Below are 23242 nucleotides of genomic sequence, written 5' to 3'. Positions count from 1 at the left end.
GCTGGTGGTCGGCGGCGGCATGCACGATTTGCTGGTGCGCTCCGGCTGGATCGAGCCGGGTTGGACGCGGTGCGACCCCAGCGTCGGGATCTGGCCGGCGCTGGGGTCGAACGGCGTCGAACTCGGTTCGATCCAGCCGGAAGCCAACAGCACATAGTGAATGCCGCCGCCGACCAGCAGCGCCGCCAAGGCGCCCGGCAGTTTGAACGGGAACTTCTTCCGCGCGACCAACGTACAAAGAATCACCGCCAGGGACGGCAGCCCGACGAGCGGTTCGTGCCAGATTTCCAGCAGCGGGATGAAGGCGATCAGCACGAGCGCGATCGCCGCCAGGGAGCCGAGCAGGCCGGCACGCGGGATCAACCGGTGAACCCAGCCGCTCAAGGCGCGCAGGCCAGCTTGAAAAGTCCGCTCCAGAGAATCGACCAGATGCCGATGTGCCAGGCGTAACGGGCCGCAGCGTCGACGTCGAGTTGCGACGCCCGAGCGGCTAGGAACGCCGGCCCGATCACGAAGAACACCATCCCGAAGGTACTGGGGGTGTCGATGCCGAGCGGCATGGCCGTGACGTCGGTCTTCCCGGTTCGCCGGGCGACCCAGAACGCCAAGGCGGTAAAGGCGAGGTCTCCTACCAAGACCCCCAACGCCGAGCCCGGCACCATGTAACGGAGTGCAAAAGTTGCCGGGAAACCGAACTTGGCGGCGAGCAGCGTGACCGACAAAACCAGCACGCCAATGTTATCCAACATCAAGCCAAAGAAGGCGTTTACGTCGCCAGGCGCGATCCATGCGTAGCGTTTGTACACGAGATTTTCACCCCTAGGCACGGGACTTGCGATTTGGAGCGGTTATCAGGGTTTTGAGCGAGTTTGAAGTTTTCAGTGTTCAGTTTTCAGCGATCGGGGCCGCGCTGTCCTCACTGAAAACTGAACACTGAAAACTTCAAACTCCTCCAGCAATTGCTCCTCACCCCACTCGGATACGGTGAAACATGGTAGCCTTACGCGGACAGACAACGGATTTTCTTGGCCGCTCGGTGAACTCCTCACCCCGCCATGCGTATCAGAGAGAGTGCAGTTCGATTAGCCCTCCCAGCTCCCCCAACGCCGCCCCTCCCCTGGCCGAACTCTCGGACGAAGAGTTGCTGCTGAAATACCGCGCCCAGGCGGATCGGCGGGCGTTTAACGAACTGGTGAAACGGTACGAGCGCGAGCTGTACAGCTACCTGCAACGCTACCTTGGAGACGCGACCCTGGCCGAAGATGTCTTTCAGGCGACCTTCCTGCAAGTCCATCTGAAATGCCAGCAGTTCGAGTCCGAACGCAAGGTGCGCCCGTGGTTGTACACCATCGCCACGCACCAGGCCATCGACTGCCAACGACGAAACAAGCGACACAAGCTGGTCAGCCTCGACCGGCGTCACGGCGAAGACGGCGAAAGCGAACCGGGGGCTTTGCTGGACCTGCTGGAAGCCCGGGACCCGTCGCCGGACGACAACCTGGAAGCGGTGGAGCGGCGCGATTGGGCCCGCGATGCCGTGGCCAAGCTGCCGGAGACGCTGCAAGTGGCCGTGAATTTGATCTACCACCAAGGACTGAAATACCGCGAAGCCGCGGAAATCTTGAAAGTGCCGGTTGGAACCGTGAAGAGCCGCCTGCATACGGCGATGTTGCGTCTCAATGAAGCGTGGAACAACTCCGAACACAGCCGCCATGAACGCTAAACAACCTGACACCGAAATCGAGTTGCTGGGCTACCTGTTGGACGCCCTGGAGAGCGACGAGCGCGAGGCGCTGGAGTCGCGACTGGCGTCCGACCCGCAGTTGCAGCGTTCGGTGCAAGTCTTACGGCGCGCGTTGACGCCGCTCCGCTCGGATGCAGAACATTCCGCTCCGCCGCTGGGTTTGGCGGAACGTTGCTGCCAGTTCATCGAGCGGCAAGCGAATGCGCCGGCCGTACAGGTCGAATACGGGGAGCAGCGGACAACCTGGCGATGGCTCGACCTTGCCGTGGCAGCCTCGGTGTTGTTTGTGGCTTCAATGTTGTTTTTCCCCTCGGTAATGAAAAGTCGCTTCGATCAGCAGGTGGCTTACTGTAGCGAAAACCTCCGTCAGGTCAGCAACGGCCTCTGGCAATACAGCCAACAGCATGGCGGGTACTTCCCGTACGTGCCGACCGAAGGGAACTACGCCGCGGCCGGCATCTTCGGTCCGACGCTGACCGACGGTCGCTACCTCGAGAATTCGCGATCCTTGCTTTGCCCCTCGTCGCCGCAAGCGGCGGCCGATCAGGCGCCTGTCACTATGGCGAGCATCGGTAAGGCCGAAGGCGCGCCGCTCTTGGAACTGCAACGCAGCATGGGAGGCAGCTACGGCTATGCCCTGGGCTATGAGAAGGACGGCCGTTACTTGGGCAACAAGAATCAGGGGCGCGCCCGCTTTGCCTTGGTGGCCGATTCGTCCAGCCCTCAGGATAGCGGCGATGTGAGCGCGAATCACGAAGGCCGCGGGCAGAACGTCCTGTACGAGGACGGCCATGTGCAGTTTCAGCGCACCTGCACCGCCGCTGGCTGCAAAGACGACATCTATCACAACGACTTGGGCATCATTGGCGCCGGACAGCATGTGAACGATGCCGTCGTGGCCCCCAGTTGGGCCCGTCCCGTGCAGAAGATTCATCTCTTCCGCATCTACTTACGGGTCCCGGTGAACACCAAGGTTCGCGTCCCGCATCGCAACGCCGATTCATCCAACTCGTTGCCACAACTGATGGAGATGAATGAGTTGGCGAAGTAAGGAGTTTGAAGTTTTCAGTGTTCAGTTTTCAGTAGGCCGGGCCGGCGCACTACTCGATGACTTCGCGGATGAGTTGACGACGCACTCCGGTAACGCAACCACACCAAACAGCGAGGCCCGCCGTGATGCACGGCGGGCCTCGCTTTGTTTCTGGTAGCGGTGATCAGCGTTGTGATGGGTGTCGCAAGAATCGACGGCCCAAATCTCGCACGGCCCGCCCTACAGTTCGATTGCGCTCAATGAACTGAAAACTGAACACTGAAAACTTCAAACTCTCAAGGTCCTACGTCCCAAACTCCGGACGTCGGCGGCCCAGCTGGCTTTGCAGGCGTTGGACGATGGAGCTGTGCATCTGGCTGACGCGGCTTTCGGAGAGATCCAGCGTGGCGCCGATCTCCTTCATCGTCAGCTCTTCGTAGTAGTAAAGGATGATGATCAGCCGCTCATTGCGATTGAGTCCCTTGGTGACAAGCCGCATCAGGTCGTTCTTCTGGATCCGCTTCGTGGGATCCTCGCCCTTTTTGTCTTCGAGAATATCAATCTCGCGGACGTCTTTGTAGCTGTCGGTCTCGTACCACTTCTTGTTCAGGCTGATCAGGTTCACCGCGTTGGCGTCGAGCACCATCTTTTCCAACTCGGGCACCGTGATGGTCATCTGTTCGGCCACCTCCGCGTGCGACGGCTGCCGGCCGAGCCGAGTCTCGAGGGTTTTCACCGCCTCGTTGAGCTTGCTGGCCTTGGAGCGCACGAGGCGTGGCACCCAGTCCATGGTGCGAAGTTCGTCGAGCATGGCCCCGCGAATGCGCGGTACGCAGTAGGTCTCGAACTTGACGCCGCGCGTCAGGTCGAACGCGTCGATCGCGTCCATCAGACCGAAGATGCCGGCCGAGATCAGGTCGTCCAACTCGACGCCCTCGGGCAACCGCGCCCAGATGCGCTCGCCGTTGTATTTCACCAGGGGAAGGTATTGCTCGACGAGCCGATTGCGCAGCTCCTGATTGTTCATATCGAGCTTATAGGCATCCCAGAGTTGCGAGACGTCTTCAGGCGCTAGTGTGGTTGCCATGCATTCCTCCGTGACTGCTGGATACGATCGCGCTCAAGCCATCCTTGGTACGCCCGCGGCCAGGGGCCGTCGGCGCGTCAGCGCGTCGTGGGATTGTCGGACCTGGTGTTCTTCTGCGCCTCGTGCGCCGTGACTTCCTGCTGAACTTGTGCGTAAACCGCGTCTTCCACGATCCAACCTGCGATGCCGCCGATCGCGAGACCGAGCAGGCCGAAACCAATCATCGCCGCCAAGGCATGCACGACGGTTTCTTCCGCTCCACCGCCCGACATGATGCCGCGGACCAACGCGACCGCCATGGCCAGCGAACCGAGGATTCCGGCGTACGTTCTTGCCACCGCACGCGCCTCACGGCTTCGCTAACCGGAAAATCTTGACAGTACATGGCGTAGTCAACGGCCCTCATACAATCGGTCTTTCAGGTTGGGATCTTGAATCGTTCGCGAAACCGTGTGAGTTTTTTGTTAGGCGGCCCGCTCGGAGCGCGCCGACGACCAAACATCGACGAGCCGTTGCACGCCGCGCGAAAACGGGCAAGCCGGGCGAGCTAACGCCACGGGCCGACCCAATCGCGCCGCATCCAATACAGCGATGTCTTCTGGAAGCTCATAGACGTTCGGACAACAGCCCAGCAGTCGCCGCGAAGCCTCGGTAAGCCGCACTCGGATCCGCTCCGTCTCCGCCAGCGTGCCGGCGCGATTGACTAGTAGCTCCGCTGCGATCCCGCTGGCGTGAGCCGAACGCAAGGCTTCGAACGCCGCCAGGATCGACGCAGGTTCCGGCGTGCTCACCAGCAGCATCGACTCGGCGTCGTTCGCGGAGGGCGCCGTGCCTCGATCGACGATCAACCAGTCCGCCAGTTCGCTCGCCGCCGGTATGAATTGTTTTGAATGGCTCAAACTCGGCTGCCACAGCAATGACCTTCGCCAACCTTCTTCGCCCAGCAAGACAACGCCCGCGGGACCGCGCGTCAACGCCGTCGCCTCGCCCACTAGGTCACTCGCGGTCGCCAACTCGACACGGCAACCAGAGATGCTCAGCGCGACGGCCAAGTTCAACGCCACGGTGCTCGTGCCCACGCCCCCCTTAGCGCCCACGACCGACAAAGTACGTGATGCGCGCGGCTGAGCGACGACCTCATCCGAGGCCTCGTCACTCACCAACAATCGCAGTCGTGTCGCTTGATCGGGTTGCATTGGAGTTCAGACGTTTGGTTCCGAGGATTCACCACGGAGACACGGAGAGGAGGAGTGGGAGATTGAAGTTTTCAGTGTTCAGTTTTCAGCATTGGGCAGCCATCGTCACTCTAAAACTCATCACACTCTCCCCCTCCGCGTTTCAAAATGCTTCACCCCTCTTCCCCCTCTCCGTGCCTCCGTGTCTCCGTGGTGAATCCTCCGCTACACCATCGCCTCATCCATCTGCCCGAGCACTAACCGCGCTAGGCGGCGGCGGTCGGCGGGTTGGATGTCGTCTGGGACGTTTTGGCCGTCGGTCAGGTAGCTGAGCGGAAGCGGGCAGGAGCGCAGCAACGGCCACAGGCTGCCGAAGCTGCTGGCTTCGTCCAATTTTGTGATCAGCAGCGACGTCGCGCCGACTTCGCCGAAACGCTCGGCCGTTTTCAACAGCGTGGAAGAACTGCACACGCTGCTCATCACGAGGTGCACTTCGTCCGCCTGCGCTTCGGTGAGGAACGCCCGCAACTCCTGAATTTGCACTTCGTCTTTGGGACTTCTGCCCGCGGTGTCGAGCAGGATCAAATCGAGTTGACTCATCTTGGCGACGGCCTCGCGCATCTCGCGCGGCGTGCTGACCACTTCCATCGGCAGGTCGATGATGTCGGCGTAGGTGCGCAACTGTTCGACGGCCGCGATGCGGTACGTGTCGACGGTAATCAACCCCACACGGCGTTTCTCCCGGAGACGGAAGTTCGCGGCCAGTTTGGCGATCGTCGTTGTTTTCCCGACACCGGTCGGACCTACGAGCGCCACCAGTCGGCGGCGGCCCGAGTGCGTCATGATCGGCCCGGCGATGCGAATCTGGCTCTCGACCGATTGTTGCGCCCGGAGGCGTACGCTCTCGTAGGCCGCCTCATTTGCGCCGGGCAACTCTTGTTGAATGCGTTCGACGAGGTCCCGGGCTTCGTCATCGCTCAGATCGGCGTCGAGCAATTCGGCGTAGAGTCGAAAGAACGCCTCGGGCAACTCACGCCGTTCGCCCACGCGCGACCGTTTGCACAGCGTTTCCACCATCTGCTGCAACCCGTCGAGCTGCCCCTTCATCTCCTGGCGGAACTGCACCGCGTGCTCCGGCCCGTAATCGAACGGCGACGTTACGCTCGGCGCGGCGAGCTTCGGCGCTGCGGTTTCTTTGGGCGCCAACCGGCTCGGCACATTCACTTCGCGCGACGCCGTGACCTCAATCCGCCGCGACCCGCGCACGAAGCGCCGCCAGCCCTCGGCGCCCAGCTCGCGCGTGTGTACCACCGCGGCCTCCGGCCCCAAGTCCTGCCGCACCAGCGCCAGCGCCTCTTGCATGGACGAGGCGCGATAGGTTCGTAGTTCCATGGCGATAGCTTCCGTTGTGCGAGCGACTGCGTGCGTTTGTGAATGTCGAATTTCTAAATCCGAATAACGAATCAAATTTGAATGACTGAATGTCGAAGGGACGTATTGTTGAGAACGCTTCTCTTTCTATAGGACCTTCAAGCATTTAATCATTCGGATTTGATTCGTCATTCAGATTTAGAAATTCGTCATTTCCCCACTCCCTCCGTCACCATCCCCAACGACTCAATCACCGTGTCGCGCGTCACTTCCGCGTAGCTCAACACAGCGAGTTGCGGGATGTTTGGCGACGTCAATTGCTTCAGGCCGGCCCGAATCTGCGGGCTCACCAGCACCACCGGCGGTTTGCCAATCCGCGTAAGCTTGTCTACTTCCGCCGAGATCCGCTGGCAGGTGTGTTCGACGGCTTGAGGCGACATGCGGATGAACATGCCGCGCTCGCTGTGTTCGATACCCGCGCGAATCCGGTCCTCGAGCGTTGGGTCGAGCGACACGACGAACAGGCGATTCTCTTTGTCGCGGAGCCGCGTGCAGATCGCTCGGGCGAGCCGGTTGCGGACGTACTCTGTAAGCAGCACTGGGTCTTTCGACCGCGAGCAATGATCGCCGAGCGTTTCCAGGATCGAGCTCAACTGCCGGATCGAAACCTGCTCGCGCAACAGCATTTGCAGGATCGTTTGCACCTCGGCCAGCTTCATTTGGCTGGGGATCAATTCTTCGACCACGGCCGGCGAGGTTTCTTTGAGCTGCGCGATGAGATGCTTCGCCGCATCGCGCGTGAGCAATTCGTCGGCATTGCGGCGCACGACTTCGGTGAGATGCGTCGCCAGCACGGTGACCGGTTCCACGACGGTGTATCCCAGCAACTCCGCTTGCTCACGCGCTCCGGCGTCGATCCAGACCGCGGGAGTGCCGAATGCCGGGTCGGTCGTCGGGATGCCGTTCAACTTGCCGGCCGTCATGCCGGAATCGATCGCCATCAACATGCCGGGATAAACCACGCCCTGCGCGACCGGCAAATCGGCGATCTTCACGCGATACTGATTCTGTTCCAGCCGGAAGTTATCGCGAATCCTTACCTTCGGAATGATGATGCCAATCTCGCCCGCCATCTGCTGGCGGACGCCCTGAATGCGTTCCAGTAGATCGCCGCCGCGCTTGGGGTCGGCCAGGCGGATCAAGCCGACGCCGATTTCCATTTCCATCGGGTCAATGAGCAGGTAGTCTTCGATCCGCTCCTGCGGCGGCTTCACGTCCGCGGCCTTGGCTTGCTTGGCCTGCGTTTCGACCTCGCGCTTCTTGCGGGTCATCGTGTAGGCCATCGCGAGGCAGCCGCCAGCCATCGTGAACAGTGGAATCGCCGGCAAGTTGGTGAAGATCAACATGATCAGAAAGCCGCCGGTCACCGCCAACGCTTGCGGTCGCGAGAACAACTGCTGCATGAACTCGGCGGGCAAGTTCACTTCGGTATTACTGCGGGTGACGAGCAAGCCGGCCGCTAGCGAGATCAGAAACGCCGGCACCTGGGAGACCAGACCATCGCCGATCGTCAGTTTGGTGTACACCGAGCCGGCCTCGGCCAGTTCCATGCCGCCTTGCAGGACGCCGATAATCAAACCGCCGACAATGTTCACCAGCGTAATGATGATGCCGGCGATGGCGTCGCCGCGGACGAACTTGCTGGCACCGTCCATGGCCCCGAAGAAATCCGCCTGGGCGGTGATTTCGGCCCGGCGACGTTGGGCTTCTTTTTCGTCGATGATGCCGGCGTTCAGATCGGCGTCGATCGCCATCTGCCGGCCAGGCATGCCGTCCAAGGAGAACCGGGCCGCCACTTCGCTGATCCGCGTGGCGCCTTTGGTGATCACCACGAACTGGATCACCACGATAATGATGAACAGAATAATGCCGACCACGATCCGGTCGCCGGCCACGAACTCGCCGAAGGCATGGACCACTTCGCCCGCGGCATTCAGGCCAAGGGAGTCGGCGTGGGTCAGAATCAAGCGCGTCGTGGCCACGTTCAGCACCAGCCGGGCAAGCGTGGTGGCCAGCAATAACGACGGGAAGATATTGAATTCCAGCGGCGTGCGGACGTAGATCGTCGTCAGCAGCATCATCACGGCGACGCTGATATTGGCCGCCAGCAGGATGTCCAGCAGCGCAGGTGGCAGCGGCAGCATGATCACCAGCACGCTGGCAATCATCCCGACCGGCAACACCAGTTCCCGCCAACGAGCGTAAGGGCTTATCGCCCCGACGTTTGGCGCTGCGACCGTCGCCATCCTTGGCTCCGCATGCACTTGAGCTGCGCACCTTCACCGCCACCCCCTCGGGCGGTGAAGTGAAGAGGGCGGGAAGGTATCCAAATCCGCCACCAAGGTCCAGTGCGTTAAACAGCGCCGAAGCAGCTAACTTCTAAACGTTGCTACATCAAATAGCGCCAAAAACGCCAGCGTCTGGAGCGAGTCCAAACATGCCGTCGTTACCAATTCACTCCGGGCGGTGACGCTTCCGGCTCCACTCCAAGCTGGGCCACTTCGCTCAAGTGATGGCTGCGTAAGGACATATGCCAATTCCCGGAACGCCCCCGCCATGCTACAATAGAGAGTGGCCCCGTTGAGGCCGTGCGCGGCGGACGCCTGGGGCGGCGTTCGGTCGTTTCACCTACACGCATTTTGCTATGGCTGTAGCGACTCCCCACACCCCGAGCCTGTTTCTCGACTGCAATATGGAGTCGGGGGAACTGTGCGCATTGTGGGAAGGTTCGGCGGCCGTATTTTCGCGCCGCTCGCCGGACAAGCAGACGGCCAATGAAGACGCCGCGGCGCTGATTCCCTTCGACGGCCAATCGGGCATCCTGGTGGTAGCGGACGGTTTGGGCGGCTCCCGGGCGGGCGAACAGGCCTCGAGCCTGGCCCTCTCCTCACTTCAGGACGCCATGGCCGAAGCCGCCGCCAACGGCGCCGATCTGCGAAGCGCCATTTTGAATGGCATCGAGACGGCCAACCGAAAAATCGTGGAGTTGGGCATCGGCGCCGGCACGACGTTGGCCCTGGTCGAAATTCAGGGTCGCACGGCCCGGCCGTACCACGTGGGCGACTCCATGATCCTGGTCGTTGGCCAGCGCGGCCGGATCAAATGGCAGACGGTGTCGCACTCCCCGGTCGGCTATGCGGTGGAGTCGGGTTTCCTCGACGCCGCCGAAGCCATGCATCACGACGAGCGGCACATCGTCTCGAACATGCTCGGCATGGCCGACATGCGGATCGAGATCGGCTCCACGATTGAACTGGCCGACCGCGACACGCTGCTGCTTTCCAGCGACGGCTTGTTCGACAACTTGCACGTTGATGAAATCGTCGAACGGGTCAGGAAAGGCCCGCTGGATCACGTCGCCCGCGACCTGGCCACGACCTGCCGCGAACGCATGCAAACGCCCCGCGACGGCCAGCCGTCGAAGCCCGACGACTTGACGTTCATCGCGTATCGCCTCGGCGGTGCCGGTCGCAGCTAGTAAAACCTTCGCCACGAACGCTATCGAAGGCGAGGAAACGTGGTTACCTGCGGCGTGTTTTCCGCTCACTCCGCGCCACAAGTTGCTCGGGTTCAGTGAGCAATCGGAACCGTACACGGTAGGCTTGTTGATCTTCTCCGGATGCGTTGCTGTAAAGGTGCGCCAACTCCGCGCGGAGCGACTCGGCGCTATCGAACCCGTCAGGGGCGGCATCGTCGTCCGTGAGCTCGGCGATGTCGACAGGCTCGACGCTGAGCACCTCGATGTAACCTGCGCCCGGGATATAGCTCCGCTGCCCGGCGCGCATGCGGCGATACGGCCAAAGGCGAATGGTCTGTGTCTTTCCGCCCGCGCGAATCGCGTCGAGGAATCGCTTTTTGAAGAGCAGCACAGTGCGCGCCTCGTCGCCGCGGGCGAATGGCGGCGGTGTACTAACTCAACGACGGGTGCAGCGCTACTGGATACACGGACGAGGTCAGCGTTGCCCGGCGACCCCGGGACGTTGCACTTGTTCACGTCCCCAGGGGAACCAACGGCGGTGCGTATCGAGCAGCGTAATCCCGCGCCGCGGCGGGCCGTCCGAAATGATAGCCTTGCCCCAGCTTGAAGCCAAGCTGCTGGCAGGTTACCGCTTCGCCTTCGGTTTCGACGCCCTCGGCCAAGGGGATCGAATTCAGATCCGTGGCCGCCCGGACCAGCGTCGCCAATAACTTCTGGCGCTCTGCCGGAGCGAGTTTGATGCCGCGGATGAACTTCATGTCGAATTTGAGGTAGTCGGGCGCCGCCTCGGCCAGTTCCAACAACCGCGATTGTCCGGCGCCGAAGTCGTCGTAGGCCAGACCGATATCAAGGTCGCGCAGCGTGTTGCGGAGCGCGCGAATCACGCCGATCTCGGTCACCGCCGCTTCGTGAATCTCCAACGTCATCCGCAACTCAGGAAGCTCCTCGCGCAACTCGCGCAGCGCTTCGACCAAGCCAGGCGATTGCAGTTCGCTGGGATGCGTGTTCAAGAACAAGTTGGGCGCTCCAGGAAGCGTCGCGCCGGACTGCGCACCGACGACGCGCAGCAAACGGCTGAGCTGCGCCTCTTGATGCAACCGCGCCGCGGCCTGGAACATGGCGTTGGGCGTTTTGACGCCGAACAGCCGGCTGCGGCCGAGCACTTCGCAGGCCATCGGCTCCATCGTGTCGAAGGCGATGATCGGCTGGAAAAACGGCACCACGGCTCGGGAACTCATCAGCTTGTCGAACTGCACCATCGCCAGCGCGGACTCGGACGAGTCGGTCTGGATCGTGTGCGTGTCCGGCGCGATGTTGCTCTCGGCGCCAATCACCTGAAAGATCACGTTGCCGAATTGCAGCAAGTCGCCGGCCTGTACGTTCGAATCGTCCGTGATGCGAATCCCGTTGACGAAGGTGCCATTGGTGCTGGCCAAATCGCGCACGCGCAGGCTGTCGCCGATCAATCGCAGATCGGCGTGAACTTTCGACACGCTTTGGCACGGCAACGAAAGCGCCAGGCCTGTGCGACGTCCTACCAGGAACGGCGAACAGGAAATCGGGATCTGGCGCACCGTCCCGGACTCTTCGATTTGACCGGAGAGATACCAGCACACGGCGTTGGAATTTGCCCCAAGGTCACTCATGATTAATCGGGCTGATGCGAGTGGCAGGCACGTTACGGAACGACTCACCTCGCACGCAGCGCACACCGCGAACCGCCCGCGGCAGATCCTGGGCGAAGGCGGCCAGGACCGTTGCCGTCTGACCAAGCCGAATCATGAGCCGGTCAAGTGCAAACCAACGGCGGATGTGTCACCAAAGAAAGCCTAGTTCGCGTTACCGCCAGAGGTGGGGCCGTGGTTGCGCGGGAGCGAATTTTTGTTGTAACTGCATCCCCGGCGTCGCGCGCACAGTGCGTCGTAACGATTGGAGTGATTGCGTGAACTGGTCAAATGCGACTGATGGCGCAAAGCCTGATGGCCGAAAAACGGAGAGCGGGGCCGCAGCGCGCCCCAATGAACATGCCCGCCACCCGCCGACATCAGGTGAATTCGATGCACCACTTCGGAATGAGCAACGCCAGCATCCTGCTGATTGACGACGAGCCGGAGACGTTGACCGACTTGGCCGAAATCCTGAGCCGCAACGGATTCGCCTGCCGCTGCGCGAAAGACGCGGGAACGGCCCGCGAGATGGCGCTGCAATCGGCCCCGGACCTGATCATCTCGGACATCAACCTCGGCGGCCAGAACGGACTGGAACTCTGCGCGAGCCTCAAAGACGCGCACATGTCGCTGATCGACGTGCCGGTGATCTTCCTCTCCGCGGCGCAGATTCCGCACATCATTCGCCGCGCCCGCGAAGCTGGCGGCACGTTCTACCTCCGCAAGCCGGTCGATCCGGACGTGCTTATCGAGCTGGTCGACAAAGCCCTCTGGATGCCCCACCTCCTCGGCCACCAGGTCGTACGCCCGAGGGCATTGGGGGCCTTGAACGACTAAGAGTTCGTGCTGCGGCGGTCCATGGCCGCCACTTGCGAACGGCGTATCGATCTGAAACACTGCCGGCCGGTATCCTCGCTTCGATTTCCCGGCGTCAGGCGTCTCAGATCATGCGCAGTAATCCGGTCAAGCGCATCTTGCGCGACGGCAAGCCCTCGTTCGGCACCTGGCTCTCCCTGGGCGATCTCTATGCCACGCGCGTGCTCGCGCGACAGGGCTGGGATTGGCTCACGCTGGATATCGAGCACTCCGCCATCGATTGGTCGCAGGCGGCGATGATCTTCGCCGCCGTGGCGGACGCCGGTTGCGTGCCGCTCGCCCGCGTGCCGCGCGGCTCGCACGATTACATCAAGCGCGTGCTCGACGCCGGCGCCTGGGGCATCGTGGTGCCAATGGTCAATACCGTCGAGGAAGCGCAAGTCGCCATCGCGGCGGCCAAGTATCCGCCCACCGGCAATCGCAGCCTGGGGGGCGGCATGCACGCGATGAACTTCGGCACGAACTCCGCCGAGTATTTTCGTAAGGCCAATGACGAAATCCTGGTCGTGCTGCAAACGGAAAGCCCGACCGGCGTGCGTAATGCTGAGGCCATTTATTCGCTGCCGGGCGTCGACGCAATTTTCGTCGGCCCCGTCGATCTCCGCGCCAACATGCGCGCCGCCGACGGCACCGAAGCCACGGACGCTGAGTTCGAAGCCCTGCTGCAACAGATCGTCGATACCGGCCACAAAACCGGCACGCCAACCGGCATGCACACGATGGAAGCCGACGTGGCCCTCCGCCGCGCGCAACAAGGCATGCAATTCATCGCTATCGGCAGCGACCTGCGCCTGATGACGCAGAAGTCGCTGGAAACGCTTCGCGCAGTGCGCCCGGAAAGCACTGCGAGCGGCGCGGCGGCGTATTAAATTCTCGCCGCTTACTTCCGACGGCGCCAGATGGCCGCCGCGAAGGCCGCGAAACCGACCGTCAACAATCCAAAGCTGCCAGGCTCCGGAACCGGCGTGACGTCCGCGAAGGTCTGTCCGATGCGCAATTCGTCGAATTGCATCGCGCCAGACGAATACAAAGTCATGCCTTGCACGACGCCGAAAGCAGCGTCTTGCTTGACGATGCCGGAAGCTGGCTCCGCTTCCCCCGGTGTGGGATTCACATACAGCGTGAACTTATCATTGATGTTCGGGCTGGCGAACAGCTCCGCCTTGACGACCAAGAGTGCCGTGGACCCCGATTGCGTCAAGACGCTCGATGCATGTTGCCGGCTGCCGCCGCGATCTTCCAACGCCCAGCGATCGATCGCACCGCCGCCTGGCTTGCCGACGTACAACTCCGGCTCGCCCGCGCTTTCCAAGGTCAGCCCCATGAAGCCGTTGAATGCGCCGCCGTGCAAGGCGCCCTGCGGCTGGATCAGAAAGCTCAGGTAAACCGTAGAGTCCGCTTGGCCCAGCGGGCTGGCGAGGTCGCGCGTGATCCCGGAAATCGCGCCCACGGCAGGCGTGCTGACGGAATTGCCCTCGCGCAAAAGATTGCCGAACGTCGGCGACCCGTTGGCGATATCGAAATTATTGCTGATCGACGCGTTAAAGCCACCGGCGCGCCATCCGCCGCTAAAGCCCAGGCCGCCGGCCTTGCCCTGCACGTCACTCCCCACCGGCGCATCGTCAAATGGCTCGTAGGCGATCAAGGCCGCCGATGCCGGCGGCGTGATCAGGAGTGCGAACACGAACGAAGCGATCAATGTGGTGCGAATCATAGTGTTCATGGCGCGAATGCGCATCCGGAAAAGTGAGACGGCGCGACGTCCCCATGGAACGCCGCGCCGCCATTATCCTGCGCACCAAGTCGCGGTGCAACAATTTGCCGGGAAAAAGGCCGGCGATTTCCGGCCTTCTCCCTCCGCGCGGGCTACTTCTTGCGATTCGCCAGCGACTGCTCCAGCAGCCACTTATACAAATCTTCGTTGTTGTACGTCTCCGTCCACGAGTCGTGCCCGGCGTCCGGGTAGATCGTGAACTTCGGCTCGCTGCCCGCGGCTTTGAGTGCGGCGACCATTTCCTCGGAGCGGGACAACGGCACGGCGTCGTCCTTCGCGCCATGGAAGACCCAGATCGGAATGTCCTTCAACTTGGACGCCGTGGCGGGATTGCCGCCGCCGCAAATCGGCACGATCGCCGCGAACCGCTCAGGGTGCTCCGCCGCCAGGGCCCAGGTGCCGTAGCCACCCATGCTGAGCCCGGTGAGATACACGCGATCGGTGTCGACGCGATACTTGGCGATGATGTCGTCGAGTAGCGCATTCAACTGGTCAACCCGCCAGGGTCGCACCGCGCACTGGGGCGAAACGACGATGAACGGAAAGTCAGGCTTGCCGTCGACGAGCTTCGGCGGTCCATGCTTCTTCACGATTTCCAAATCATTGCCCGATTCGCCTGCACCATGCAGGAACAACATCAGCGGGAATTTCTTGTCCGAGTCCGCGTAGTCCTTCGGCAGGAATAACTGGTATTTCACCATAATCTCCTGAGTGAACTCCGCGGGCGTCTGCTTTCCCGCCGCGGGCTCGTCGGCGCGAACCGCCGGCGCCAGCAGCACCACAGAGCCCATCCAGACCGCCATCCACAGAATCCGCCGCATGTTGCATCTCCAAGGTAAGGCCGCGAGCAGAGCGCGCAAAAGGTTTTCGACAAGCCAGGCCGCCGATTATAGCCCTGCTTCCCCTGCCAAGGAAAGCGTCGGCAAGAAATGTAGGAAGCGGTTCAGGCGCCGATGGCCATTCGAGGCCGTAGGGCGGGCCGCGCAGAACGTCCAGCGAGTGATTCCAATGACCGCGGGAAACGATTGCGGCCGGTTCATGCGACGAGTAAGGCCCGCCGTTGCATGTGCGGCGGGCCTTACGATTTGAACTTTAAGACAATTGTCATTGCGCTGCGCGTATCACGTCGCATCACTTAACGCACGCGCGGCCCGCCCTACGCTTCACGGTGAAGCTAAGCCGTTCGCGGCAGGGCGAACTTACTAAAACACCCCCGCCCCGAAGCCGTTGTTGCTCTCGCCACGCGGCGGTGGTGAAGCCGGCGCTGGCGGTGGCGCCACAGGTTGCGGCTGGGGATGATGCTGCGCCGCCGCTGGCCGATGCGGGCCGCGCCCGCCGCCGTGCCCCGAGGTGTGCGTGGGCTTGCGATCGAAATGCGGGGCGCTGGTCGGCGGTCGATGCGCCGGCTCGCGGGTTTGCGTCCGCGGCGCATAGTCGTAGTCGTCGAAGTCGTCGTAGCTCGAGACGTACCCCGGCTGCTTGGAGCGTTCGACCTCTTCCTGGAAGGCCTTGATCACGTAGTCCTGAATCATCTCGCGGCACTGCGAGTTGATCGGATGGGCGATGTCGGCATAGAGCTTCGCCCGGCCTTCCTCGTCCTTGATGGCGCGATCTTCTTTGAGCTTCACGCCGCACTGGTTGCAATAGCCGGCGCGCAAGTGATTCTTGCAGCCGCACGTCGGGCAGTGCGATGTCAGCTTGCGGCTGGGCATCGCCACGAAAGGACCGTTGGTCCCTTCGATGATCTTGAGATCCCGGATCACGAAGCAATTGTCGAAAGTGATCGAACAAAACGCTTGGAGCCGCTCCCCGGGTTCTTCCATGAGCTTGATGCGCACTTCTGTCACATCCACGGCTGTTCTCCCTTCAATCGTGGCGACTCAGCAGGCGGTACGCACAGCGTACACCTGACCGACTCCTCGACCTCGTAACCTGCTCGCGGCCCTTTGAGCATGTCCGAGGTTGCGGCAGAGCCCGAAGTAACTCGAGCCGCTGCCGCTCATCCGATGTCCGACGAATTCGCCGTCGGCGAACTCCCGACGCAATCGTTCAATCCAAGGTGTTAATTCAGCGGCGGCCGGTTCCAGCCGATTAAACAGGCGTTCTCCGGCAGTCGCAGCATCCCCCGTGCGCAGAGCTTCCAAGAGGGGAGCCAGAGGTTGGGGATGTTCCGCCGGGCGGCAAGCACGAAAAACCGCGGCGGTACTGAGTCCCACCGGCGGAGCAACGACCACGAAGTGCAGGATGCCCAGGCCGCTCGCAGGTTCAATCCGCTCGCCGCGTCCGCGGCAAACGGCTGGACCCCGACCTAGAAAAAACGGGACGTCGCTGCCCAACTCGGCCGCCAGCGGCAGCAATTGCTCCCGCGGCCAATCGAGTCGCCAGCCCGCGTTGGCGGCCACCAAAGCCGCCGCCGCGTCGCTCGAACCACCCGCCAGACCGGCCGCCACCGGGATGCGCTTCCAAAGCTTCATCCGGGCGCTGGCCCGTATGCCGGCCCGTTCGGCTAGCAAACGCACCGCCCGCACTACGAGATTGTCGGATCCCTCCGGCAACCTGCTGGCCTCCTCGCCGGATCGCTCCACGCTCGGAAACCGTTCACACGTCAGTTCAATGTCGCCTGAATCCGCCGGGGCGAACCACAGGAGGTCGTATAGATTTACCGGCGTCATGAGCGTTTCCAGCTCATGAAAACCGTCTGTTCGCTGGCCCAACACCTCGAGAAACAAGTTCAACTTCGCCGGTGTGCGCACCACAACGGCCGACGGCGTGCGTTGAACGTCCATGCCCTGCCCGCCCCCTAATCAACTCCCGGCGGACCGGGCTTGACAAGTTAAAACTCGCCACGCAACCGACGAATTCTATGAATCCAAAACGGATCGGTCAACCTGGATCGGTTAGGGGCGCTAGCGAATCAGCGAAATTGACGCCATCGACTACTCGCCCGCTGGCAGTTCGTCGAATTGGAGGACGACAAATTGATCTTCGTAATGCCCTTCAAATACGTGCCTCGCAACCTCCGGTGGCTCTGGTACATCATGCCGATTGCGCGGATCGCCGGCCCATTGCTTCTCTATTGGCGAATCTCCGACGTAAGCCAGCTTCGCATAGCCAATCAATTCAAGGCGCGTACCAGGTTTCGGCTTTTTTCCCTGGTGCCAATTGTGCCTCAGCTCAATTACAACCGGCTCCTCAAGCTGACGCGCATTGACATGTCGGACGCGCACGTAAAGCCCTGGATCGGGAACGACTTTGCTCTTTCGAAGATGTGCAAAGTTGTCTGCGGCAACCATTTCGCCGCGCAATGTTAGCAACTTCTCCAACGGCTCGCCCAAATCACCGACGACTTCGATTTGCCGCCCCAACGATTGGACATTCACACTCGCTACTGGCACAGGCGCTTTCGTTTTCTCACCGCCATAGAATCCGGCGCCAACTGCGAGGAAGGCGAAACCCAATAGCGGCAAGGCCATTCGTGATCGTTTCATCTGCATGCGCTCCATGTTCGTGATCCTGCCATTCAGAACACCGTAACGCCCCGGAAGTCGCCGGGCAAACGATTTTCAAACTCCCAGCCTCCTCCTTTTCGTGTGTTTCGCGTGTTTCGCGGGCAATTCTCAAATCGCAACGCCGTCGGCAGCCGCGCGGCCGATCTTGACCCTAAATCGTGGCCTTCTTATATTGCCGCCCGAATTTCTCCCGCGGCGACCGATGTCGCGGCTACGCGGACCCACCAGATTGCCTGGATTCCGGATTTAAGGAGCTACCCGCCATGACGCGAACGGATTCGCCGTCGAACGCCTCGCGCACTGCCTTTTGGGCACGGTGCTTCAGCATCTTCTGCGGCGTGGCCGCGATCGCCGCCTTGGCGCTCTATACCCGCTTCGGCTGGGGACCGGATTCCGCGCAAGCGCAGCAAACCGCGCCGCCAGTGCCGCGTGCGAAAGTCACCGCCGCGCCGCGCACGCCGGCGGCGACCACGCCCGCTCCGGCGAAGACTCCGGTGGCCGTCCCGGCAAAGGACGTCATGGCGACCGTGAATGGCGAACAAATCAAGCAAGCGGACCTCGCGGCCGAATGCCTCCGCCATTACGGCAGCGACGTGCTGGAAACCATGGTCAACAAATTCCTGATCACGTCGGAGTGCAAAAAGCGCAACGTCGTGGTCACGGAGCAGGAAGTGAAGACTGAGATCGATCGTATGGCCGAGCGATTCGGCGTGCCGACTGATAAGTGGTTGGAACTGCTCGAAACCGAACGGCATATCAGCCCGGACCAGTACGCCAAAGACATCATCTGGCCGACGATCGCGCTGCGTAAGCTGGCGACGTCACAACTCAACGTCACGCCGCAGGAAGTTCGCGATGCCTACGAAACGCAGTACGGTCCGGCGGTGCAATGCCGGCTGATTGCTTGCGACTCGCTGGAGAACGCCCAGAAGATTCGCGAGCAAGCCTTGGCCAAGCCGGACGATTTTCCGAATCTCGCCAAGCAACACTCCGTCGATCCGAACAGCGCGAGCGCCAAGGGATTGATTCAGCCGATTCGCAAGCACTTGGGCGACAAGAAGATCGAAGCCGCCGCGTTCAGCCTCCAGCCGGGCGCGATTTCCGACATTCTCCAGGTCGCCGATCAGTACGTGTTTCTGAAGTGCGAAAAACACCTGCCAGCCCGCGATGTAAAGCTGGAAGGCAAGATTCAACAGGTGTTGGTGGAAGCCATTCGCGACAAGAAGCTGCGTCTGGTGGCCGACGATGTGTTCGCCAAGCTGCAGGAACAATCGCAGGTCGAGTTGATCTTCAACGATCCCGACAAGCGCGCCGCGCAGCCGGAGGTGGCCGCCATCGTCAATGGGCAGCAGCTCCTGACGCGAGACATGGCCGCCGAATGCGTTAAGCGGCATGGTCCGGAAATGCTCGACGCCATGATCAGCCGCCGGTTGCTCGATCAGGCCTGCCGTCAGAAGAAGATTGCGATTACGCCGGCGGACGTCGATCAGGAAATCGCGCACGCCGCCACGCTGATGGGCAAGCTCGACGCGCAAGGCCGGCCGGACATCAGCGCCTGGTTGGTCGAAGTGACCGAGAACAACAGTGTGCCCGTCGAGGTTTACAAGAACGATTCGGTCGTGCCGAGCGTGATGCTCAAAAAGCTCGTCGGCCAAGGGGTCGAAGTCACGGAAGCGGACCTGCAAAAAGGCTTCGACGCGAACTACGGCCCGCGCGTCCGCTGCCTGGCGATCGTGATGGACAACCAACGCCGCGCCCAGGAAGTGTGGGACAAGGCGCGCAAGAACCTCAACGAGAAATTCTTCGGCGACCTGGCCGAGCAGTATTCGACGGACGCCTCGACGCGGGTGCTGCGCGGCGAAATCCCGCCGATCCAGAAGCATGGCGGCGAACCGTTGTTGGAGAAGGAAGCCTTCGCGCTCAACGACGCCGATCCCATGTCCGGGATCATCCAGGTCGGCGACCAGTTCGTGATTCTCTACTACCAAGGCCTCACGCAACCGAGCGTGCCGGACTTTGCCACGGTGCGGAACGACATCTACGCCGATCTCTACGAGAAGAAACTCCGCCTCGCCATGGCCACGGAGTTCGATCGGCTCCAAGAAAACGCCCGCATTGTCAACGAACTAACGGGCGAAACGCACCTGCCGAAGCAAACGGCCAAGAGCTCAGCGAAAAACCCAGCGGCGATCCAACAGACCGAATACGCCCCGGCGGCGAAGAAACCGGCGCCGCCGAGAAGGTAATTCAATTGATCCGCGGAGACGCGGGCGAGTTTGAAGTTTTCAGTGTTCAGTTTTCAGTGAAGGCGCTCCTCGACCCACTGAAAACTGAACACTGAAAACTTCAAACTCCCAGCCGCCTCCGCGGTTCAAAACTCATTCGCCTTGGATCAGTTCCCGGAACTCGTCTTCCGTGATGACCTTCACGCCGAGTTGTTCGGCTTTGGCGAGTTTGCTGCCGGCTTCGGCGCCGGCGACGAGATAGCCGGTTTTCTTGGAGACGCTCGACGCTGCCCGGCCGCCGTGCTGGGCGATCAGGCGCTCGATCTCGTCGCGCGTGTAGTGGACCAACGTGCCGGTGACGACGAGCGTTTTGCCAGCTAGCTTCTCTGACGTGCCGGCGGTTTGTTCCGTGGCTTCTAAGCTGACGCCGAGCGCCGCTAGGTCGTCGATCGTGTGCTCCCCGTAAGGGCTATGCAGGTATTCGTAGACGCTGGCCGCGATGACCGGGCCAATTTCGTCCACGTTGCTGAGCGTTTCTACCGTCGCCGCGCGCAAGCGGTCGATTGTGCCGAAGCGCATCGCCAACACCGTCGCGCCGCGCGTGCCGACGTGCCGGATTGAAAGCGCGTTCAACAGCCGTGCGAGGCCTCGCGCTTTGCTGGCGGCGATCTGCTCGATCAGATTTTGCGACGACTTCTCGCCCATCCGCTCCAAGTTCAAGAGCGTTTCCAAGTCCAGCCGGAACAAGTCGCCATACGATTTGACGCGACGTTCGCGCACTAGTTGGTCGATCAGTTTTTCGCCCAGACCTTCGATATCCATCGCGTTGCGGCCTGCGAAGTAGCGCAAGCGTTCGCGCAATTGCGCGGGGCATTCCGGATTCGGGCAGCGGATGTAAACGCCTCCGTCATCTTTGATGACGGGCGTCGCGCACTCGGGGCAAGCCGTAGGGAACTGAAATTCGCGCACGCGGTCGTCGCGGCGATGCAGTTCGACGCGGACGATATGCGGGATGATCTTGCCGGCCTTTTCCACGACCACGTAGTCGCCGATCCTTACGTCTTTGCGCGCGATTTCGTCCGCGTTGTGCAAACTCGCGCGGCTGACCGTCGTCCCGGCCAACTCTACGGGTTCCAGGTAAGCCACCGGCGTGATCGTCCCGGTCTTGCCGACCTGCACCTGGATGTTCTCCAACCGCGTCACCGCCTCGTACTTCTCGAACTTATAGGCGACGACCCAGCGTGGCGCCTTGCTCGTCGCGCCGAGTTTGGCGCGCTGGTCGAAACGATTAACCTTCAGCACCAGCCCGTCGACTTCGAAATCCAATTCGTGCAGCCGCTCGATCAGTTGCTCGCAATGCGCGACCGCCGTCTCGAAATCAGGAAAGCACTCCGCATGTGGCGTGGCTGGCACGCCGTATTGCTCGATTTCGCGCAGGAAGTCGATATGCGTCTGCGACGTCATGCCTTCCGAGTATCCCACGCCATGCGCGGCGAAACGTAGGTGTCGTGTGGCGGCGATCCGCGGGTCCAACAGGCGAATCGCGCCAGCGGAGACGTTGCGCGTGTTCGCGTACAGTTCTTCGCCAGCTTCCTGACGCAATTGGTTGATCCGCGCCAATTCCTGGTTCGTCATATAAACTTCGCCGCGGATCTCCAAGAGCGGCGGCACGTCCTCGCCATGCAGCCGGAGCGGCAGATCGCGCATCGTTCGCACGTTGTGCGTGACGTCGTCGCCGACTTGCCCGTTGCCGCGCGTCGCGCCGCGCGTAAGGAGGCCGTGTTCGTAGACGAGCGAGAGCGCCGCCCCGTCAACCTTGAACTCGACCACCCATTCGATCGTCTCGTCCGGCAGCAGTTTGGCGATCCGTTTGCCGTAGGCCCGTAACTCGTCGAGGTCGTAGGTATTGTCGATCGACAGCATCGGCACGCGATGCGTTGCCGAGTTCAGCCCGCTCACAGGCTGTTCGCTCACGCGCTGCGTGGGGCTGTCCGGCGTAACGAGATCCGGATGTTCCTGTTCGAGCCGCACCAGCTGCTGATAGAGCCGGTCGTATTCCAGGTCGGAAAGTTCCGGACGGTTGGCGACGTAATACAACTGATCGTGCCGGCGAATCTCCGCCCGCAGCCGTTCCGCCTCGTTTTTTGCCTTCGTCATAGAACCCTGCTCCAGCCATGAACGTAGACCGTTACATTACCCCGAAGTTTCGGCCGGTGGGAGAGGTTGCCCGCGGCGCGATCGACGGTTGGGCGCAGACAGGTTATTCTTTGGCGACCATTCAGGATCTTGCGGACGACTTTTTATGTGGTTTCCCTCTTCGCTGCTGTTTGTTTGCCTGCTGACGTTGTGCTGGTGGGGGCGGCATGAGCGCGCCTCGGCTTGGTGGCGAGTTGCGTTCGTCGTCTGCCTGGCGGCCCTGGTTGGCGTGGTCTGGTGGTTTCCTGCGCCGATCATTCTGCAAAAGCTCGCCAACCGGATCGTCATGCCGTGCGGCGTGATCTGGTTCGGCATTCTGTTTGTGATCGCCTACGCCGTGCGGCAGAATCAATTCCGCACGGCCACGGCCCTCGGCGCGGTGCAACTATTGTTCACCCTGCTGGGAAACGATTACCTGGCTCATCGTCTGGCGGGACGCATTGAAGCGCCGTTCGCCGCCATTCTCCCGCTAGAAACCGGGCACTACGACGCCGTCTTCGTCCTCGGCGGCAGCACCGGCACCACGCCGGCGGGCGCCGCGCAACTCGACTGGTCAGGAGATCGCGTGATGTTGGCCGCACGAATGTTCCATCAGGGCCAGGTCGACTACCTGATCACCACTGGCGAACGCATCGATGGCCTGCACACCATCGGGCGCGATCCGTCGCAAGAAACGTCCGAGATCTGGAAGACGCTCGGCATTCCTGAAGAAAAAATCCTGCTGCTCGACGGTCGCAATACGCGCGAGGAGATGCAGGGAATTCAGAAGATGATGCAAGAGCATCAATGGAAACGACTCGGCGTGATCACTTCCGCACAGCATATGCCGCGCGCCGTGCGCTTGGCGGAAACGAACGGCGTGAAACTGGAACCGCTCCCGGCGAACTTCGAAGGGGGCGAAACGCCGTGGACGGAGTTGAGCCTGATCCCGGATTCGGCCTCGATGTATACGAATCACAAGTCGCTGAAAGAGCTGCTGGCGAATCTCATCGGGGCCTGATGGACAATCGCGACACCAGCCCGTAGCGCCAGCGAGGGGGAGTGGACGCT

22 protein-coding genes are annotated in these 23242 nt (G+C 61.7%); 7 read left to right on the top strand and 15 right to left on the bottom strand.

What is annotated here, in order from left to right:
* Both SGJ19_14150 and SGJ19_14145 read right to left on the bottom strand, forming a co-directional pair.
* The coding region (locus tag SGJ19_14150) for a hypothetical protein (GenBank protein MDZ4781391.1) at positions 1-384 on the bottom strand (384 nt) is incomplete at its 3' end.
* On the bottom strand, positions 381-806 hold the full coding sequence (locus tag SGJ19_14145; protein ID MDZ4781390.1) for a hypothetical protein: 426 nt from the start codon (positions 804-806) through the stop codon (positions 381-383). The genes SGJ19_14145 and SGJ19_14150, both read right to left, overlap by 4 nt.
* A gap of 185 nt (positions 807-991) precedes the next feature.
* On the opposite strand from SGJ19_14145, the gene SGJ19_14140 reads away from it, so the two are divergent.
* Together SGJ19_14140 and SGJ19_14135 are read left to right on the top strand one after the other, a co-directional pair.
* Positions 992-1723 (top strand): sigma-70 family RNA polymerase sigma factor, encoded by a 732-nt coding sequence (locus SGJ19_14140; protein ID MDZ4781389.1) that lies wholly within the window; start codon positions 992-994, stop codon positions 1721-1723.
* Positions 1713-2795: a hypothetical protein gene (locus SGJ19_14135; protein ID MDZ4781388.1), complete on the top strand. Its 1083-nt coding sequence runs from the start codon at positions 1713-1715 to the stop codon at positions 2793-2795. The genes SGJ19_14140 and SGJ19_14135 overlap by 11 nt, the downstream gene beginning before the upstream one ends.
* A 283-nt stretch (positions 2796-3078) precedes the next feature.
* On the opposite strand, the gene SGJ19_14130 is transcribed toward SGJ19_14135, so the two are convergent.
* From SGJ19_14130 to flhA, 5 genes are all read right to left on the bottom strand, one after another.
* Positions 3079-3861 carry a FliA/WhiG family RNA polymerase sigma factor gene (locus SGJ19_14130; protein ID MDZ4781387.1) on the bottom strand — a complete coding sequence of 261 codons (783 nt, stop codon included), beginning with the start codon at positions 3859-3861 and terminating at the stop codon, positions 3079-3081.
* A gap of 77 nt (positions 3862-3938) precedes the next feature.
* Positions 3939-4199 (bottom strand): hypothetical protein, encoded by a 261-nt coding sequence (locus SGJ19_14125; protein MDZ4781386.1) that lies wholly within the window; start codon positions 4197-4199, stop codon positions 3939-3941.
* A gap of 126 nt (positions 4200-4325) precedes the next feature.
* Entirely contained in the window at positions 4326-5057 is a 732-nt protein-coding gene (locus tag SGJ19_14120; GenBank protein ID MDZ4781385.1) for a hypothetical protein, read from the bottom strand.
* 204 nt (positions 5058-5261) lie between these two features.
* Positions 5262-6428 (bottom strand): flagellar biosynthesis protein FlhF, encoded by a 1167-nt coding sequence (flhF, locus tag SGJ19_14115; protein ID MDZ4781384.1) that lies wholly within the window; start codon positions 6426-6428, stop codon positions 5262-5264.
* A 188-nt stretch (positions 6429-6616) separates the two neighbouring features.
* Complete coding sequence (flhA, locus tag SGJ19_14110) at positions 6617-8713, bottom strand: flagellar biosynthesis protein FlhA (GenBank protein ID MDZ4781383.1); 2097 nt, start codon at positions 8711-8713, stop codon at positions 6617-6619.
* A gap of 398 nt (positions 8714-9111) precedes the next feature.
* On the opposite strand from flhA, the gene SGJ19_14105 reads away from it, so the two are divergent.
* On the top strand, positions 9112-9945 hold the full coding sequence (locus tag SGJ19_14105; GenBank protein ID MDZ4781382.1) for a protein phosphatase 2C domain-containing protein: 834 nt from the start codon (positions 9112-9114) through the stop codon (positions 9943-9945).
* 43 nt (positions 9946-9988) lie between these two features.
* On the opposite strand, the gene SGJ19_14100 is transcribed toward SGJ19_14105, so the two are convergent.
* Complete coding sequence (locus tag SGJ19_14100; protein MDZ4781381.1) at positions 9989-10336, bottom strand: ASCH domain-containing protein; 348 nt, start codon at positions 10334-10336, stop codon at positions 9989-9991.
* 121 nt (positions 10337-10457) lie between these two features.
* Complete coding sequence (locus tag SGJ19_14095; protein MDZ4781380.1) at positions 10458-11591, bottom strand: EAL domain-containing protein; 1134 nt, start codon at positions 11589-11591, stop codon at positions 10458-10460.
* Between the two features lie 411 nt (positions 11592-12002).
* Here SGJ19_14095 and SGJ19_14090 point away from each other — a divergent pair, with 411 nt between their 5' ends.
* Positions 12003-12449 carry a response regulator gene (locus SGJ19_14090; protein ID MDZ4781379.1) on the top strand — a complete coding sequence of 149 codons (447 nt, stop codon included), beginning with the start codon at positions 12003-12005 and terminating at the stop codon, positions 12447-12449.
* Positions 12450-12559: 110 nt separating this feature from the next.
* Positions 12560-13357 (top strand): aldolase/citrate lyase family protein, encoded by a 798-nt coding sequence (locus SGJ19_14085; protein MDZ4781378.1) that lies wholly within the window; start codon positions 12560-12562, stop codon positions 13355-13357.
* Positions 13358-13368: 11 nt separating this feature from the next.
* Here the strand turns inward: SGJ19_14085 and SGJ19_14080 are convergent, their stop codons facing one another.
* The 5 genes from SGJ19_14080 to SGJ19_14060 form a co-directional block, all read right to left on the bottom strand.
* Positions 13369-14202, bottom strand: coding sequence for a PEP-CTERM sorting domain-containing protein (locus SGJ19_14080; GenBank protein ID MDZ4781377.1), 834 nt, complete (start codon positions 14200-14202; stop codon positions 13369-13371).
* Positions 14203-14354: 152 nt separating this feature from the next.
* Positions 14355-14963: a prolyl oligopeptidase family serine peptidase gene (locus SGJ19_14075; GenBank protein MDZ4781376.1), complete on the bottom strand. Its 609-nt coding sequence runs from the start codon at positions 14961-14963 to the stop codon at positions 14355-14357.
* A 501-nt stretch (positions 14964-15464) separates the two neighbouring features.
* The gene (locus SGJ19_14070; GenBank protein MDZ4781375.1) at positions 15465-16115 is read right to left on the bottom strand and encodes a SpoVG family protein; all 651 of its coding nucleotides are present in this window, start codon (positions 16113-16115) and stop codon (positions 15465-15467) included.
* Positions 16116-16142: 27 nt separating this feature from the next.
* Positions 16143-17048 (bottom strand): 4-(cytidine 5'-diphospho)-2-C-methyl-D-erythritol kinase, encoded by a 906-nt coding sequence (locus tag SGJ19_14065; GenBank protein MDZ4781374.1) that lies wholly within the window; start codon positions 17046-17048, stop codon positions 16143-16145.
* A gap of 150 nt (positions 17049-17198) precedes the next feature.
* A complete protein-coding gene (locus SGJ19_14060; GenBank protein MDZ4781373.1) occupies positions 17199-17750 on the bottom strand; it encodes a hypothetical protein in 552 nt (183 codons plus the stop codon).
* A gap of 284 nt (positions 17751-18034) precedes the next feature.
* On the opposite strand from SGJ19_14060, the gene SGJ19_14055 reads away from it, so the two are divergent.
* The gene (locus tag SGJ19_14055) at positions 18035-20017 is read left to right on the top strand and encodes a peptidylprolyl isomerase (GenBank protein ID MDZ4781372.1); all 1983 of its coding nucleotides are present in this window, start codon (positions 18035-18037) and stop codon (positions 20015-20017) included.
* Between the two features lie 132 nt (positions 20018-20149).
* Here SGJ19_14055 and ligA read toward each other — a convergent pair whose 3' ends face one another.
* Positions 20150-22153, bottom strand: coding sequence for an NAD-dependent DNA ligase LigA (gene ligA, locus SGJ19_14050; protein MDZ4781371.1), 2004 nt, complete (start codon positions 22151-22153; stop codon positions 20150-20152).
* Positions 22154-22298: 145 nt separating this feature from the next.
* Between ligA and SGJ19_14045 the strand changes: the two genes are divergently transcribed.
* Entirely contained in the window at positions 22299-23192 is an 894-nt protein-coding gene (locus SGJ19_14045; GenBank protein ID MDZ4781370.1) for a YdcF family protein, read from the top strand.
* Positions 23193-23242 lie beyond the last annotated feature (50 nt).

Source organism: Planctomycetia bacterium, from assembly GCA_034440135.1.
In the GTDB taxonomy this organism is placed as follows: domain Bacteria; phylum Planctomycetota; class Planctomycetia; order Pirellulales; family JALHLM01; genus JALHLM01.
This window is presented reverse-complemented; position numbering and strand designations above follow the sequence as displayed.